Here is a 15,758-nt window from a genome sequence, read left to right on the forward strand (position 1 = left end):
GAGGCCGATGCGATCGGGGTGGGAGCTGGCTTGCCGGTGATTGGGCTGCGGCGCAGCCCCAGGCCCCTACCCCTTCATCCGCGGCATCTCGATGTGGTGCTCGTGCACACGCCGATACAAGGTAGCCCGCGAAATACCCAACGCTCGCGCCGCATCGGCCGGCTTCCAGCGATGGCGGATCAGTGCATCCAGCAACAACTGCCGGGCCGGGCACGATACGCCACTGTCACTCGAAACGACTGCCTCGCCCCGCACCTCCGGCGGCAAATCCTGCAACTGCACCTGCCCGCCTTCACTCACCGCACAGGCATAGCGCAACACCTGTCGCAGTTGGCGCAGGTTGCCCGGCCAGCGGTAAAGCAGCAGCGACTGCAACGCAGCATCCGCCAACACCACCTCCACCGAACACGCTTGCGCCTCCTCGGCCAGCAGTTGGTGAATCAGCCCCAAGCGATCCTCGCGCTCACGCAGCGGCGGCAGCTCGAAGCGGGCATTGGCCAGACGGAAGTACAGGTCCTCGCGAAAACGGCCCTCCGCCACCATCTTCGCCAAGTCGCGGTGAGTGGCGCAGATCACCTGAATGTCCACGCGCTCGCGCCGTGCAGCCCCCAGCGGCGCCACTTCGCCTTCCGCCAGCACGCGCAGCAGGCGGGTTTGCAGGTTCAGCGGCATGTCGCCGATTTCGTCCAGGAACAGCGTGCCGCCATCGGCCTGCTGCAACAGCCCCTGCATGCCTTTGCTGCTAGCCCCGGTAAAGGCCCCAGCCACATAGCCAAACAGCTCGCTCTCGATCAGGTTTTCCGGGATGGCGGCGCAGTTCAGCGTGACAAACGGGCCGTCGCGGCGCTGGCTCTGCTGGTGCAACTGGCGGGCGAACACTTCTTTGCCTGACCCTGTCTCGCCTTGTACCAGTACCGCCAGGTTGCAGTCCTTGACCCGCGTGGCCAGCCGCAAATGCTGCTCGATGCGGGCGTCCTGGGCCTGATGCAAGGGCTGCACGCGCTGGCGCTGCTGCGGGGCGCTGACGCGGCCATACAGCCCGCCCAGGCCCGGCAGGCGCTGGGCGGACGACGTGTTGACGCGCCGTAGCTGGCCCATGTCGAACAGTTCACCAATGTGCTCAGGCAAGCGCCCCAGGTGCTGCACCAGCCGTTGCCGCGCCAGGCTGTTGATGGCCTGCAAGCGGCCGTCGGCATCCCAGGCCAGCAGGTAGTCGGGCTGGCTTTCGACGTAACCCGGTGTGCCATGGGCGCGCATCACCCAGTGGCCTTGGGCACTGTGCATGAAGAAGGCGTTTTCGATTTCACGGGCAGTCTGCTCGACCAACTGGCGGATCAGGTGCTGGCTGCGGCGGTCGTCCGGCGATTGCAAAGCCGAAACATCCACCACGCCCAGCAACTCGCCCTGCGGGTCGAACACCGGCGCTGCAGTGCAGGTCAGGCCGATGAAGGCCGCGCGGAAGTGATCGCGCTTGTGCACCGTGACCGGGGCCTTGCTGGTCAGCACCGCAGCCACCCCGCAGGTGCCCTCCTCGCCCTCCGACCAGCAGGTGCCCAGGTATAGCCCGGCCTTGCGGCAGTCATTGCGGATGGCCGCTTCGACCCGGTAATCGATGGTGCGCCCCTGGGCATCGGTCAGCAGCACGCAGTAGTCGGCGCCGCGCACCCGTTCGTGCAGGCGTGCCACGGCATCGCTGGCGATGCGCAGAAACAGCTCGGCGCGTTCGCGGCATTCGTTGAGCAGGCTTTGGGACAGGATGCGCGGCCCCTGCTGGGACCCGGGGTCGAGGCGGTACAGCTCCATGGAACGGCGCCATGAATCGAGGATCAGCGCTGGCACCGGCGCCTGTGGCAGGCGGTCGGCGTTCTTCAGCACCCGGCTGACGCAGTCGACATGGGCTCGGGAGTTCGCGGCAAGCATTCAGGCCCTCCGGTTCTCGTTGCTGTTTTTATCGTTGTCCGGCCATTAAGCGCTTCCACGCATGCCCCGACAAGCACTGTGTGATTACCGGCCGGCTTGAGACGCTGCGTCTCAGCGTCTCGCCAACCCAGGCCCCGCGCTGGCACTCAGCGTCTCGCCGGCGCCGCCCGTGGCGCGTACTGGTGCGCAACCAAACCGCTCTGGCGCGGCCACTACAGCCAAGCCAGGCAAAGCTGGCACCGCGCTTGCTCCTGCACTCTCAAACAAAAATCGAGGTGCGCCATGCCGCTACCCGCCCCAACCGTCGGGATCATTGCCAACCCTGCCTCTGGCCGCGACCTGCGCCGCCTGACCGCCAATGCCGGGCTCTATTCGAGCACCGACAAGGCCTCGGCGATCCAGCGCCTGCTGGCGGCCTTCGGTGCCACTGGCGTCGGACAGGTGCTGCTGCCCAGCGACATGACCGGCATAGCCGCCGCCGTGCTCAAGGCCAGCCAGGGCCCGGGCGCCCGTGACCAGCACTGGCCGGCCATCGAAATACTCGACCTTCCGCTGACCCAGACCGTTGCCGATACCCGCCTGGCCACCCGGCGCATGGTCGAGCGTGGCGTGGCGATGATCGCCGTGCTCGGTGGCGACGGCACCCACAAGGCAGTCGCTGCCGAGGCCGGTGACATACCGCTGCTGACGCTGTCCACCGGCACCAACAATGCCTTCCCCGAACTGCGTGAAGCTACCAGTGCGGGCCTGGCCGGCGGCCTGCTCGCCAGCGGCCAGGTACCGGCCAGCATCGGCCTGCGCCGCAACAAGCGCCTGCTGGTGAAAGTACCCGAGCAACAGCTTGCCGAATGGGCCCTGGTGGAAGTGGCGGTATCGCCCCAGCGCTTCATCGGTGCCCGTGCACTCAGCCGCAGCGAGGACCTGTGCGAAGTCTTTGCCTGCTTCGCCGAGCCCCACGCCATTGGCCTGTCGGCCTTGTGCGGGCTGTGGTGCCCGGTGTCACGCCAAGACCCGCGTGGCGCCTGGGTGCGCCTGAACCCCGGTGCCGAGCAGGCGCTGCTCGCGCCCCTGGCGCCCGGCCTGCTGCAAGGTTGCGGCATCACCGCCAGCGGCCCGCTGATGCCCGGAGTCGCACATCGCCTGAGCCTGGCCAGCGGCACCCTGGCCCTGGACGGCGAGCGGGAAATCGAATTCGCCGAGCACGACACGCCCACCATCACCCTCGACCACCAAGGCCCGCTAAGCGTGGATGTCGAGGCCGTCCTGGCGCATGCCGCCCGCCATCACCTGCTGGCCGTGCCGCGCGGCCACCGGCTGCACCCTGCAAACCCGCGTTGAGACAACCCTGGAGAACAACAAGATGTCCAATCAACTCAGTACCGAACAACTGCTGCATGCCTATGAAGTGATGCGCACCATCCGCGCCTTCGAAGAACGCCTGCACGTGGAATTCGCCACGGGCGAGATCCCCGGCTTCGTCCACCTGTACGCCGGCGAAGAAGCCTCAGCCGCCGGGGTAATGGCCCACCTGCGTGACAGCGATTGCATTGCCTCGACCCACCGCGGCCATGGCCACTGCATCGCCAAGGGGGTGGATGTGTACGGCATGATGGCCGAGATCTATGGCAAGAAAACCGGCGTGTGCGGCGGCAAAGGCGGCTCGATGCACATTGCCGACCTGGAAAAAGGCATGCTCGGTGCCAACGGCATCGTCGGCGCCGGTGCACCGCTGGTGGCCGGGGCGGCATTGGCAGCCAAACTCAAGGGCCGTGATGACGTGTCGGTGGCCTTCTTCGGCGATGGCGCTTCCAACGAAGGCGCCGTGTTCGAGGCCATGAACATGGCGTCGATCATGAACCTGCCGTGCATCTTCGTGGCCGAGAACAACGGCTACGCCGAGGCCACCGCCTCCAACTGGTCCGTCGCCTGCGACCACATTGCCGACCGCGCAGCCGGCTTCGGCATGCCGGGCGTCACCATCGACGGCTTCGACTTCTTTGCCGTGTACGAGGCCGCCGGGGCCGCCATCGAGCGTGCCCGTGCCGGGCAAGGGCCGTCGCTGATCGAGGTCAAGCTCAGCCGCTACTACGGCCACTTCGAAGGCGATGCGCAAACCTACCGCGCGCCGGATGAAGTGAAGAACCTGCGCGAATCCCGCGACTGCCTGATGCAGTTCCGTAACAAGACCACCCGCGCCGGCCTGCTCACTGCCGAGCAACTGGACGCCATCGACGCGCGCATCGAGGACCTGATCGAAGACGCCGTGCGCCGCGCCAAGTCCGATCCCAAGCCACAGCCCGCCGACCTGCTCACCGACGTCTACGTCAGCTACCCCTGAGCCGCGGATTACAAGAACAAAAGGAGAACCACCATGGCAAGAAAGATCAGCTACCAGCAGGCCATCAACGAAGCCCTGGCCCAGGAAATGCGTCGCGACAACACCGTGTTCATCATTGGCGAAGACGTTGCCGGCGGCGCCGGCGCACCCGGCGAGGATGACGCCTGGGGTGGCGTGCTGGGCGTGACCAAGGGCCTGTACCACCAGTTCCCCGGCCGCGTGCTGGACGCACCACTGTCGGAAATCGGCTACGTCGGCGCTGCCGTCGGTGCCGCCACCCAGGGCCTGCGCCCGGTGTGCGAACTGATGTTCGTCGACTTTGCCGGCTGCTGCCTGGACCAGATCCTCAACCAGGCTGCCAAGTTTCGCTACATGTTCGGCGGCAAGGCGGTCACCCCGCTGGTGATGCGCACCATGTACGGCGCCGGCCTGCGTGCGGCCGCCCAGCACTCGCAGATGCTCACCTCGCTGTGGACGCACATCCCCGGCCTGAAGGTGGTGTGCCCTTCTTCCCCTTACGATGCCAAGGGCCTGCTGATTCAGGCGATCCGCGACAACGACCCGGTGATCTTCTGTGAGCACAAGCTGCTGTACAGCATGCAGGGCGAGGTGCCGGAAGAGGTGTATACCGTGCCGTTCGGCGAGGCCAACTTCCTGCGCGATGGTGACGACGTGACCTTGGTCACCTATGGCCGCATGGTCCACGTAGCACTTGAAGCCGCCAACAACCTGGCCCGCCAGGGCATCGACTGCGAAGTGCTGGACCTGCGCACGACCAGCCCGCTGGATGAAGACAGCATTCTTGAAAGCGTGGAAAAAACCGGCCGCCTGGTGGTGATCGACGAAGCCAACCCGCGCTGCTCGATGGCCACCGACATCAGCGCGCTGGTGGCGCAAAAGGCTTTCGGCGCCCTCAAGGGCCCGATCGAAATGGTCACCGCACCGCACACTCCGGTGCCGTTCTCCGATGCCCTGGAAGACCTGTACATCCCTGACGCGGCGAAGATCGAAGCGGCCGTGCGCAAGGTGATCGAAGCCGCAAGGAGTGCCGCATGAGCCAGATCCATACCCTGACCATGCCCAAGTGGGGCCTGTCGATGACCGAAGGCCGGGTGGACACCTGGCTCAAGCAGGAAGGTGACGAAATCACCAAGGGCGACGAGGTGCTGGACGTCGAGACCGACAAGATCAGCAGCAGCGTCGAAGCCCCGTTCAGTGGCGTGTTGCGCCGCCAGGTGGCCAAGCCGGATGAAACCCTGCCAGTGGGCGCGTTGCTGGCCGTGGTGGTGGAAGGCGAAGCCGAAGAAGCCGAAATCGATGCGCTGGTGCAGCGCTTCCAGGCCGAGTTCGTCGCCGAAGGGGGCGCCGATCAGGCCCAGGGGCCGGCCCCACAGAAGGCAGAGGTTGGCGGCCGCCTGCTGCGCTGGTTCGAGCTGGGGGAAGGCGGCACGCCGCTGGTGCTGGTGCACGGTTTTGGCGGCGACCTCAACAACTGGCTGTTCAACCACCCGGCGCTGGCTGCCGAACGCCGCGTGATCGCCCTGGACCTGCCGGGGCACGGCGAGTCGGCCAAGGCCCTGCAGCGGGGCGACCTGGATGAACTGAGCGAAACCGTGCTGGCCCTGCTCGACCACCTGGACATCGCCAAGGCCCACCTGGCGGGCCATTCCATGGGCGGCGCGGTAAGCCTCAACGTGGCACGCCTGGCGCCGCAACGGGTGGCAAGCCTCAGCCTGGTCGCCAGTGCCGGCCTGGGCGAAGCGATCAACGGGCAGTACCTGCAGGGCTTCGTCGCCGCCGCCAACCGCAACGCCCTCAAACCGCAGATGGTGCAATTGTTTGCCGACCCGGCGCTGGTCACCCGGCAAATGCTGGAGGACATGCTCAAGTTCAAGCGCCTGGAAGGTGTTGATGACGCCTTGCGCCAGCTGGCATCAGCCATTGCCGACGGCGACCGCCAGCGCCACGACCTGCGCGGGGTGCTGGGGCAGCATCCGGCGCTGGTGGTGTGGGGCGGCAAGGACGCGATCATCCCGGCCAGCCATGCCGAAGGCCTGGAGGCAGAAGTACTGGTGCTGCCCGAAGCTGGGCATATGGTGCAGATGGAGGCGGCTGAAGAGGTGAACCGGAGGATGGTGGAGTTTTTGCGGGGGCATTAAAGGGGGGAGGTGCATGACTTGGGGTGGCGTTGAGACATAGATGTGCATGCCTCGGTTTTTTCAGCGCCTGTAATATCGAGCGCCGCCCGCGCGGCGCATCGCCGGCAAGCCAGCTCCCACATCTGTTTCGGGCCAGTCGCTCCTGTGAAGTCACCGCTGTCCGCCTTGTTTGTTCCTTTCAGAATCGAAGGTTGCGCCGCTGGTCTTCAGCAATTTCCAGTCATGCACCCAAGGGTGCGCGCGCCAAAGGCACAGGAGAGACTGGCCCGAAACAGATGTGGGAGCTGGCTTGCCGGCGATGCGCCGCGCGGGCGGCGCTCGATCTCACAGGAGATGAACAACTAAAGGCATGCGCCTGTCTGCCCACCCTCGATCCCCCGACATGCACCTCGCAGCCATCTCGCCGCGCCGGCCTGTTGTCTCATCTGCTTATGCCCTATCTGTCTCGGCCCCTTATTCTGCGTCATACTCGGCAGACCTATTGCCCGGTCCTCGCCATGCGTCCACTGCTCCCCATTACCCTGGTCCTGCTGCTCGCCGCCTGTGGCGATGGCGAATCGCTGCTTGCGCCGGACGCACGCCTGCCCGACGGGGGGCGTTACCGGGGGCAGGTGGTTGATGGCCTGCTGCAGGGCGAGGGCCGTATCGACTACCCCAATGGCAGCTGGTACGCCGGCGGCTTCAAGGATGGCCAGTGGCATGGCCAGGGCGAATGGCATGGCCAGAACGGCGAGGTTTACCGTGGCCAGTTCGCCGAGGGGCTGTTCCAGGGGCTGGGCGACCTGACCACCCCAGGCAGCCACTACAGTGGCACCTTCAAGCACGGCCGCCGCGACGGCGAAGGCACGCTCAAGCAAGCCGACCAGACCTACCGCGGCCAGTTCAAGGACGACCTGTACGAAGGCGCCGGCGAGCTGGAGCTGGCCGACGGCAGCCGCTACCAAGGCCTGTTCGCCAAGGGCAAGCCCAACGGCGCCGGGGTGCGCAGCGATGCCAGCGGCAACCAGTTCAGCGGGCGCTTCGTCAACGGCCAGCTGCAAGGCGGTGGTACTTACGACAGCGTCGACGGCGAGCAATACATCGGTGAGTTCAAGGACAACCGCCTGGAAGGCCGTGGCCGCTACGAAAACGCCGATGGCGATGTATGGATCGGCGAATTCAAGGACGGCTCGCTGATGGGTGAAGGCGAACTGCTAGGCAGCGACGGCAGCCACTACAAGGGCGAGTTCGTCGACTGGCGCCTTTCGGGCCGGGGCAGCCTGCAACTGGCCGACGGCAGCACCTACGTCGGCGGTTTCCTGAACGATGCCTACCATGGCCATGGGCAGCTGACCTTGCCCAGCGGCCAGGTCGAAGGTGGCACCTGGGCCAACGGTGTGCGCGTACGCGACCAGAAAGGCACGCTGCTGCCCGACCCACTGGACCTGGCCCTGCTCAACCAGGGCCGGCTGCTGGAAGAGTCGCTGGCCCGGGTACCGCGCTCAACGCCGCCCATCCAGCTGTACAGCCTGGTGGTGGCCGGCGATGGCCAGCAAAGCGTGTTCCTGCGCGAAGCCGACTACGTCAGCAACATGCTCAAGGTGCGCTTTGGCGCCCGCGGCCAGGTGACCCTGGTCAACCACCGTGACCACATGGCCACCCGCCCCATGGCCACCCGCGAGAACCTCACCCGTGCCGCCAGCACCCTGGCCGAACGCAGCGGCCCCGAAGACCTGGTGTTCATCTACTTCACCAGCCATGGCAGCCAGGACCACCAGTTGGTGCTCGACCAGCCGCGCCTGCAACTGGCCGACCTTTCTGCCGACGAACTGGCCACCGCCCTGGCGCCACTGAAGAACCGCGACAAGGTGATCGTCATATCGGCTTGCTATTCAGGGGGCTACATCGCCCCGCTCAAGGATGAGCGCACGGTGATCATGACTGCCGCTCGTGCCGACCGCGTGTCCTTCGGGTGCTCGGAAGAAGCCGACTTCACCTACTTTGGCGATGCGCTGTTCGCGCAAGCACTGAACCAGACCGACGACCTGAAACAGGCGTTTGAACTGGCCCGCGCCAGCGTTGCCGAAAGAGAACAAAGGGAAGGCTTCGAGGCTTCGGAGCCGCAGCTGTGGGCACCGCCAGCCGTACTTGAACACTGGCAGCACCTGCGCCGGCAACAGGCCGAAGAAGCATTGCGTAACGCCGCACAGGCCAACGTGGGGGTACAGGCAAAAACGCCTGGCAGCCACTAGACTTGTGTGTAACAAGGGAGAGACATCATGTATTTGACGCCTCAGCATGTCTTGCTTGCCGGTGCCACCGGCCTTACCGGTGAACACCTGCTGGACCGCCTGCTCAACGAACCCACCATCACCCGCGTACTGGCGCCTACCCGTCGGCCGCTGGCTGAGCACCCGCACCTGGAAAACCCGGTGGGTGACCCGGCGGTATTTCTTCCACAGCTGGCTGGGCGGGTCGATATTGCCTACTGCTGCCTGGGCACCACACTAAAGCAGGCCGGCTCCGAATCGGCCTTCCGCGCAGTGGACCTGGACATGGTAGTGGCGTTCAGCAAGCGTGCCCGGGAGATGGGCGCGCGGCATCTGCTGGTGGTCAGTGCGCTGGGCGCCGACCCGAAATCGTCGATTTTCTACAACCGGGTGAAGGGCGAGATGGAAGAGGCGCTGAAGGCCCAGGACTGGCCGCAGCTGACCATCGTGCGGCCGTCGTTGCTGCTGGGCGAGCGGATCGAGCCACGGCTGGCAGAACAACTGGTTTCGCCGTTTTCCAGGTTGATACCTGGCAAGTACCGGGGGATCGAGGCTTGTACCTTGGCCCGGGCCTTGTGGCGGCTGGCGCTGGAGGAAGAGGACGGGGTGCGGATTGTGGAGTCGGATGAGCTTCGCAAGTTGGGCAAGATATAAGCGTCACCTGAAAGGGCCTCTTCGCGGGCACGCCCGCTCCCACAGGTACTGTGATCAACTGAGGACCACACAATCCTGTGGGAGCGGGCAAGCCCGCGAAATGGCCATCACAGGCCGCCGGTGGCCTGGAAGCCGACACCGGCCGCAGTCAGCAATGACAACGGCAACAACAGGGTATCGAGCAGCATGCTGCCGGGCAGGTCCAGCCCTGGATAGGCCGGTGCATCAGCCCCGTAATGATCGCGCGGGCAGCACCCGCCATTGATCACGTACAAATCCAGCCGGGTACCGGCATACACCACCGGCGCCCCTGGTTTTGCAGCATCCAGCGTGCGCACCGTGGCGCAGCCTCCCAGCATCACCAGCGCCGCCACACCCAACAGCGCTCGCTTCAATCATCCACCCCGAAGTGGTGCTCGCCCCACCGCGGCAACATGTCCTGGGGAATGGCCAGCAGGTTGAGAATGCGCGCCACGACAAAGTCGACCAGGTCGTCGATGGTCTGCGGCTGGTGATAGAAGCCCGGCGCCGCCGGCAGGATCACCGCGCCCATTTGCGACAGCTTGAGCATGTTCTCCAGATGGATGGTGGAAAACGGCGCTTCGCGCGGCACCAGGATCAGCTGGCGACGCTCCTTGAGGGTAACGTCGGCAGCGCGTTCGATAAGGTTGTTGCAAGCCCCCGTGGCAATCGCCGAAAGCGTACCGGTGGAACAGGGCACCACCACCATCGCCGCCGGGGCGCCGGAGCCGGAGGCTACCGGCGACATCCAGTCTTCCTTGCCGTACACACGGATCTGCCCATCGGCGGCGCCGGTGTATTCGGTAAGAAATGCCTGCATCGCCTGGGGCTTGGCCGGCAGCACCACGTCGGTCTCGGTGGCCATCACCAGTTGCGCGGCCTTGGAGATCAGGAAATGCACCTCACGGTCCTCGCGCACCAGGCAATCGAGCAGGCGCAGGCCATACTGGGCGCCTGAGGCGCCGGTCATGGCCAGGGTGATGCGTTCCGGCCCGCTCACTTCAGGGCCTCGGCCAGCTTGCCGTGCAGGCCACCAAAGCCGCCGTTGCTCATGATCACCACGTGGGTGCCCGGGCGTGCCTGGCCTTTGACCCGCTCGATGATCGCGTCGAGGCTGTCGGCCACCACGCTCGGTACCTTGCACTTCGCAGCGGTGGCCGCCAGGTCCCAGCCGAGGTTGGCCGGCGCGTACCAGATCACCTGGTCGGCGTCGTTGACGCTTTCCGGCAGACCGTCACGGTGGGCGCCAAGCTTCATCGAATTGGAGCGGGGCTCGATCACGGCAATCACCGGCGCCTCGCCAACGCGCTTGCGCAGGCCGTCGAGGGTGGTGGCGATGGCGGTCGGGTGGTGGGCGAAGTCATCGTAGATGGTCACGCCCTGCACGTCGGCAACTTTCTCCATGCGCCGCTTGACGCTCTTGAAGGCGCTCAGGCCCTCGATACCCATGGCCGGCACAACGCCGACATGGCGGGCCGCTGCCAAGGTGGCCAGGGCGTTGGCAACGTTGTGCTGGCCAGTCATTGCCCAGTCCACCACGCCCTGCGCCTCGCCCTCGAACAGTACTTCGAAACGCGACCCGTCGGGGCTGAGCAGGCGCGCCTGCCACTGGCCACCTTCGCCGGTCGTCTGCACCGGGGTCCAGCAACCCATGCCGATCACCCGTTCCAGCGCTTGCTCGGTGGCGGGGTGAATGACCAGGCCTTCGCCGGGAATGGTGCGCACCAAGTGGTGGAACTGCCGCTCGATCGAGGCCAAATCCGGGAAGATGTCCGCATGATCGAACTCAAGGTTGTTGAGGATCGCGGTACGTGGGTGGTAGTGGACAAACTTCGAGCGCTTGTCGAAGAAGGCGCTGTCGTACTCGTCGGCTTCGACCACGAAGAACGGCGTATCGCCCAGGCGTGCCGACACCGAGAAGTTCTGCGGCACACCGCCAATCAGGAAGCCCGGGCTCATGCCAGCATGTTCCAGCACCCAGGCCAGCATGCTGCTGGTGGTGGTCTTGCCGTGGGTGCCGGCAACGGCCAGTACCCAGCGGCCTTGCAGCACGTGGTCCGCCAGCCATTGCGGGCCGGAAACATAGGGCAGGCCCTTGTTCAGCACGTACTCCACTGCCGGGTTGCCACGCGACATGGCATTGCCGATGACCACCACGTCTGGCGCCGGGTCCAGCTGGGCTGGGTCATAGCCTTGAGTCAACTCGATGCCCTGGGCTTCGAGCTGGGTGCTCATCGGGGGATAGACGTTGGCGTCCGAGCCGGTGACGCGATGGCCAAGTTCCTTGGCCAGCACCGCCAGCGAGCCCATGAAAGTGCCGCAAATACCGAGAATGTGAATATGCATGGTCGACCTCGCAAAACATCGAGGCAGGGTAGCCCAGGGCGCGACAAATCGCACCCGCTGTTTCGCTCAGCCAGCCCTGGTGATGCCGTGTTTGCGCAGTTTTCGATACAAAGTATTGCGGCTGATGCCCAGGTGCTCGGCGACGCGGGTCAGGTGCCAGTGTTTTGCCTCCAGGGTCGCCAGCAGCGCATGGCGCTCGGCCTCTTTCAACGCTGCCGGCCCTATCGCCGGCAAGCCAGCTCCCACAGGTGCAGCGTCAGCTTCGAAAGCCCTGTTTACCCTGTAGGTGCAACTGCCTTCTAGCGCCTGTTCTGGCCTTGTCGCCGGCAAGCCGGATCCCCCTGGATTTACAAATGGCTTGAAGCCAGTGTGGTCGGGGTGGGAGCTGGCTTGCCGGCGATCGAGGGCAAAGCCCTCGCGGACGATGGCGGGGAGGTCCGAGAACATGATTCGGGCATCTTCGCAAAGCGCCACCAGGGTACGCAGCACATTGCGCATCTGCCGCACGTTCCCCGGCCAGGCGAAGTCGAGCAGTGCCTCCCGCGCTCTGGGTTCGATATCGACACGCTGCCCCTGCGCCTCCTGACGCAACAGAAAGTCCAGCAACTGCGCCTTGTCACTGCGATCGCGCACCGCAGGTAACGCCACCTCCAGCCCATTCAGGCGGTAATACAGGTCCTCGCGGAAACTGCCCTGCGCCACCCGCTCCAGCAGGTCACGGTGGGTAGCGCTGACAATGCGCACGTCAACCGCCTGCGGCTCACCACCAATCGGCACCACCTGGCGCTCTTCCAGCACCCGCAGCAGGCGGGTTTGCAGGGCCAGCGGCATGTCGCCGATCTCGTCCAGCAGCAAGGTGCCGCCGTCAGCCTGCAACAGCTTGCCGCGCATGCCTTCCTTGCGCGCGCCGGTAAAGCTGCCGCCGCGGTAACCGAACAGCTCACTTTCAATCAGGCTCTCCGGGATCGAGGCGCAGTTGATGGCGACAAACGGCTTGCCGCGCCGTTCACTGGTCTGGTGCACGGCCTGGGCGAAAGCCTCCTTGCCACAGCCGGTCTCGCCGCGCAGCAACAACGGCACGTCGCGCTCGAACACCCGCACGCAGCGGCGAAAGTCGTTTTGCAACGCCGGGTCGAGCAGGCAGATGGCCGGTTCCACATCGCGCACGGGCTGGCGGTGGGCGGTGGGCACAGACCACACCGGCGTACGTGCCTGGCCGCGCACACTGGCGAACACCTGGCGGCCGTCCACCGTGCGTAGCGGCCAGACCGTACTGCCTGCGGGCATGGCGCGGTTGAACAACTCGTCTTGGCTGCAGGCGAAGAAGCGCTGCACGGGTTTGCCCAGCACGCCACCGCGCACGGTACCCAGCAGGTTCAGCGCACTCTGGTTGGCCGCGCAGATGCGCCCGTCACCGTCGAAGGCCAACAAACCTTCGCTGAACAGGCCGACCGACTCGGCCTGCAGGTGGAAACGCAGCAGCCACTGCTGCTCGAAATGGCGCAGGAAATAGCAGCTTTCGATCATCTTCGCCGAAAGGTTGACCAATGCCATGGTGTGGAACTGGCTCTGGCGCGAAACATCGGGCCGGGCCGACGACACATCAAGCACCGCCAGCAGTTCACCATGGGGGTCGAACACCGGGCTGGCCGAGCAGGTCAGGCCGGTATGGCGGCCACGAAAGTGCTCGTTCTGGTGGATGGTCAGGGCCTGGCGCTCGACCAGGCAGGTGCCGATGCCGTTGGTGCCCTCGCGCGCTTCGCTCCAGTCGGCGCCCAGCCACAGCCCGGCACGCTCGAAGCTGCGCCGCTCGGTGGGTGCGCTGACGCAATTGAGGATCACCCCGCGGGCGTCGGTCAGCAGTACCGCGTGGCCGGCCCCGGAAAGCTGCTGGTGCAGGCTGTTCATTTCAGGGTCGGCAATTTGCAGCACCTGGCACAAGCGCTCGCGGCTTTCCAGCAGGCGCCCGTGCTCGAGCACCACCGGGGCCGCGATCACAGCAGGGTCGAGGTGGTAGTCCTCCAGGCAACGCAGCCAGGAGCGGGCGATGGACGGGTCACTGCCGCCCTCCCCGGCCCCGCCATGGGCAACGGTATGGACTTGCTGGGCATGGCGACTGAAAGGGTTGCTCTGCATTGTTGTAGTTCTCCGCAGATAGAGAGTCTGGTCAGCATCCTCCACCCGGGAAGCCTTTGCAATGCACCCGGCCATGACGTGTCGCAAATGGCACAAAGTGTCACCCCTGCGTGTACCCCCGCTGGCACACCAGCCGTTTACCGGTCCCAGACAACTGGCCCAAGTCATTGATTTGCCTGGCGTGCGAAACGCTGGCCCAACCTTTGCTCTACGCTTCTCAACTCCCCAACAAACATAACAGCCAGGAGACACACCATGCGTTACGCACATCCCGGTACCGACGGCGCGAAGGTTTCCTTCAAGAACCGCTATGGCAACTACATCGGTGGCGAGTTCGTAGCTCCGGTCAAGGGGCAGTATTTCGAAAACACGTCCCCGGTGAATGGCAAACTGATAGCCGAATTCCCTCGCTCCACTGCCGAAGACATCGATAAAGCGCTCGACGCCGCCCACGCCGCTGCCGACGCCTGGGGCCGCACGTCGGTGCAGGACCGCTCCAACGTGCTGTTGAAGATTGCCGACCGCATCGAGCAGAACCTTGAGCTGTTGGCGATTACCGAAACCTGGGACAACGGCAAGCCCATCCGCGAAACCCTCAACGCCGACATCCCCCTGGCCGTCGACCACTTCCGCTACTTCGCCGGCTGCATCCGCGCCCAGGAAGGCGGCGCTGCCGAGATCAACGAAGGCACCGTGGCCTATCACATCCACGAGCCGCTGGGCGTCGTCGGGCAGATCATTCCGTGGAACTTCCCCATCCTGATGGCTGCCTGGAAGCTGGCGCCTGCGCTGGCCGCCGGTAACTGCGTGGTGCTCAAGCCTGCCGAGCAGACGCCACTGGGCATCACCGTGCTGCTGGAAGTGATCGGCGACCTGTTGCCACCTGGCGTACTCAACGTGGTGCAAGGCTATGGCCGCGAAGCTGGTGAAGCCCTGGCTACCAGCAAGCGTATCGCCAAGATCGCCTTCACCGGTTCTACCCCGGTTGGCTCGCACATCATGAAATGCGCAGCCGAAAACATCATCCCGTCCACCGTCGAGCTGGGCGGCAAGTCGCCGAACGTGTACTTCGAAGACATCATGCAGGCAGAGCCAAGCTTCATCGAGAAGGCTGCCGAGGGCATGGTGCTGGCGTTCTTCAACCAGGGCGAGGTGTGCACCTGCCCGTCGCGCGCCCTGGTGCAGGAGTCGATCTACCCGCAGTTCATGGAAGTGGTGATGAAGAAGGTGCTGCAGATCAAGCGCGGCGACCCACTGGACACCGACACCATGGTTGGCGCCCAGGCTTCGCAGCAGCAGTTCGAGAAGATTCTTTCGTACCTGCAGATTGCCCAGGACGAAGGCGCCGAGCTGCTGACCGGCGGCAAGGTCGAGAAGCTGGAAGGCTCGCTGGCCACCGGTTACTACATCCAGCCGACCCTGCTCAAGGGCAACAACAAGATGCGCGTGTTCCAGGAAGAAATCTTCGGCCCGGTGGTCAGCGTCACCACCTTCAAGGACGAAGCCGAAGCACTGGCGATTGCCAACGACACCGAGTTCGGCCTGGGGGCCGGCGTGTGGACCCGTGACATCAACCGTGCCTACCGCATGGGCCGCGGCATCAAGGCTGGCCGCGTGTGGACCAACTGCTACCACCTGTACCCGGCGCATGCGGCGTTTGGCGGCTACAAGAAGTCCGGTGTTGGCCGTGAGACCCACAAGATGATGCTCGACCATTATCAGCAGACCAAGAACCTGCTGGTGAGCTACGACATCAACCCGTTGGGCTTCTTCTAAATCCGGGATGGCCTCGGGGGCTGCTTTGCAGCCCATCGCGACGCAAGGCCGCTCCTACAGGGACCGCACTGATCTCGAAAACTGTGCAGTACCTGTGGGAGCTGGCTTGCCGGCGATGAGGCCGGACCTGCATCACTCAACCCCCGGAGCACCAACCGC

12 protein-coding genes are annotated in these 15,758 nt (G+C 65.2%); 7 read left to right on the top strand and 5 right to left on the bottom strand.

The annotated features are described in order from the left end of the window. Window positions 1–66 precede the first annotated feature (66 nt). On the bottom strand, window positions 67–1,920 hold the full coding sequence (locus N805_RS19400; RefSeq protein WP_019470499.1) for a sigma-54-dependent Fis family transcriptional regulator: 1,854 nt from the start codon (window positions 1,918–1,920) through the stop codon (window positions 67–69). 282 nt (window positions 1,921–2,202) lie between these two features. On the opposite strand from N805_RS19400, the gene N805_RS19405 reads away from it, so the two are divergent. The 6 genes from N805_RS19405 (at window position 2,203) to N805_RS19430 (ending at window position 9,320) form a co-directional block, all read left to right on the top strand. Further along, window positions 2,203–3,258: an ATP-NAD kinase family protein gene (locus N805_RS19405; RefSeq protein ID WP_019470498.1), complete on the top strand. Its 1,056-nt coding sequence runs from the start codon at window positions 2,203–2,205 to the stop codon at window positions 3,256–3,258. Window positions 3,259–3,280: 22 nt separating this feature from the next. After that, complete coding sequence (locus N805_RS19410; protein ID WP_016497852.1) at window positions 3,281–4,258, top strand: thiamine pyrophosphate-dependent dehydrogenase E1 component subunit alpha; 978 nt, start codon at window positions 3,281–3,283, stop codon at window positions 4,256–4,258. Window positions 4,259–4,291: 33 nt separating this feature from the next. Next, window positions 4,292–5,314 (top strand): alpha-ketoacid dehydrogenase subunit beta, encoded by a 1,023-nt coding sequence (locus tag N805_RS19415; protein WP_013970705.1) that lies wholly within the window; start codon window positions 4,292–4,294, stop codon window positions 5,312–5,314. Beyond that, window positions 5,311–6,417: an acetoin dehydrogenase dihydrolipoyllysine-residue acetyltransferase subunit gene (locus tag N805_RS19420; protein ID WP_019470496.1), complete on the top strand. Its 1,107-nt coding sequence runs from the start codon at window positions 5,311–5,313 to the stop codon at window positions 6,415–6,417. Before N805_RS19415 ends, N805_RS19420 begins: the two co-directional genes overlap by 4 nt. Window positions 6,418–6,914: 497 nt before the next feature. Next, on the top strand, window positions 6,915–8,648 hold the full coding sequence (locus N805_RS19425; protein WP_019472372.1) for a C13 family peptidase: 1,734 nt from the start codon (window positions 6,915–6,917) through the stop codon (window positions 8,646–8,648). A 27-nt stretch (window positions 8,649–8,675) separates the two neighbouring features. Further along, on the top strand, window positions 8,676–9,320 hold the full coding sequence (locus N805_RS19430; RefSeq protein ID WP_016497847.1) for an oxidoreductase: 645 nt from the start codon (window positions 8,676–8,678) through the stop codon (window positions 9,318–9,320). Window positions 9,321–9,427: 107 nt separating this feature from the next. Here the strand turns inward: N805_RS19430 and N805_RS19435 are convergent, their stop codons facing one another. From N805_RS19435 to N805_RS19450, 4 genes are all read right to left on the bottom strand, one after another. Then, on the bottom strand, window positions 9,428–9,715 hold the full coding sequence (locus tag N805_RS19435; RefSeq protein ID WP_019472371.1) for a YceK/YidQ family lipoprotein: 288 nt from the start codon (window positions 9,713–9,715) through the stop codon (window positions 9,428–9,430). Next, complete coding sequence (gene ubiX / locus N805_RS19440; RefSeq protein WP_019472370.1) at window positions 9,712–10,341, bottom strand: flavin prenyltransferase UbiX; 630 nt, start codon at window positions 10,339–10,341, stop codon at window positions 9,712–9,714. The genes N805_RS19435 and ubiX overlap by 4 nt, the downstream gene beginning before the upstream one ends. Continuing rightward, window positions 10,338–11,687, bottom strand: coding sequence for a UDP-N-acetylmuramate:L-alanyl-gamma-D-glutamyl-meso-diaminopimelate ligase (gene mpl / locus N805_RS19445; RefSeq protein ID WP_019472369.1), 1,350 nt, complete (start codon window positions 11,685–11,687; stop codon window positions 10,338–10,340). The genes ubiX and mpl overlap by 4 nt, the downstream gene beginning before the upstream one ends. 66 nt (window positions 11,688–11,753) lie before the next feature. Continuing rightward, entirely contained in the window at window positions 11,754–13,823 is a 2,070-nt protein-coding gene (locus tag N805_RS19450; protein ID WP_019472368.1) for a sigma-54-dependent Fis family transcriptional regulator, read from the bottom strand. 255 nt (window positions 13,824–14,078) lie between these two features. Here N805_RS19450 and N805_RS19455 point away from each other — a divergent pair, with 255 nt between their 5' ends. After that, complete coding sequence (locus N805_RS19455; protein ID WP_019472367.1) at window positions 14,079–15,599, top strand: aldehyde dehydrogenase family protein; 1,521 nt, start codon at window positions 14,079–14,081, stop codon at window positions 15,597–15,599. Window positions 15,600–15,758 lie beyond the last annotated feature (159 nt).

It is taken from the genome of Pseudomonas putida S13.1.2 (genome assembly GCF_000498395.2).
GTDB lineage: Bacteria > Pseudomonadota > Gammaproteobacteria > Pseudomonadales > Pseudomonadaceae > Aquipseudomonas > Aquipseudomonas putida_Q.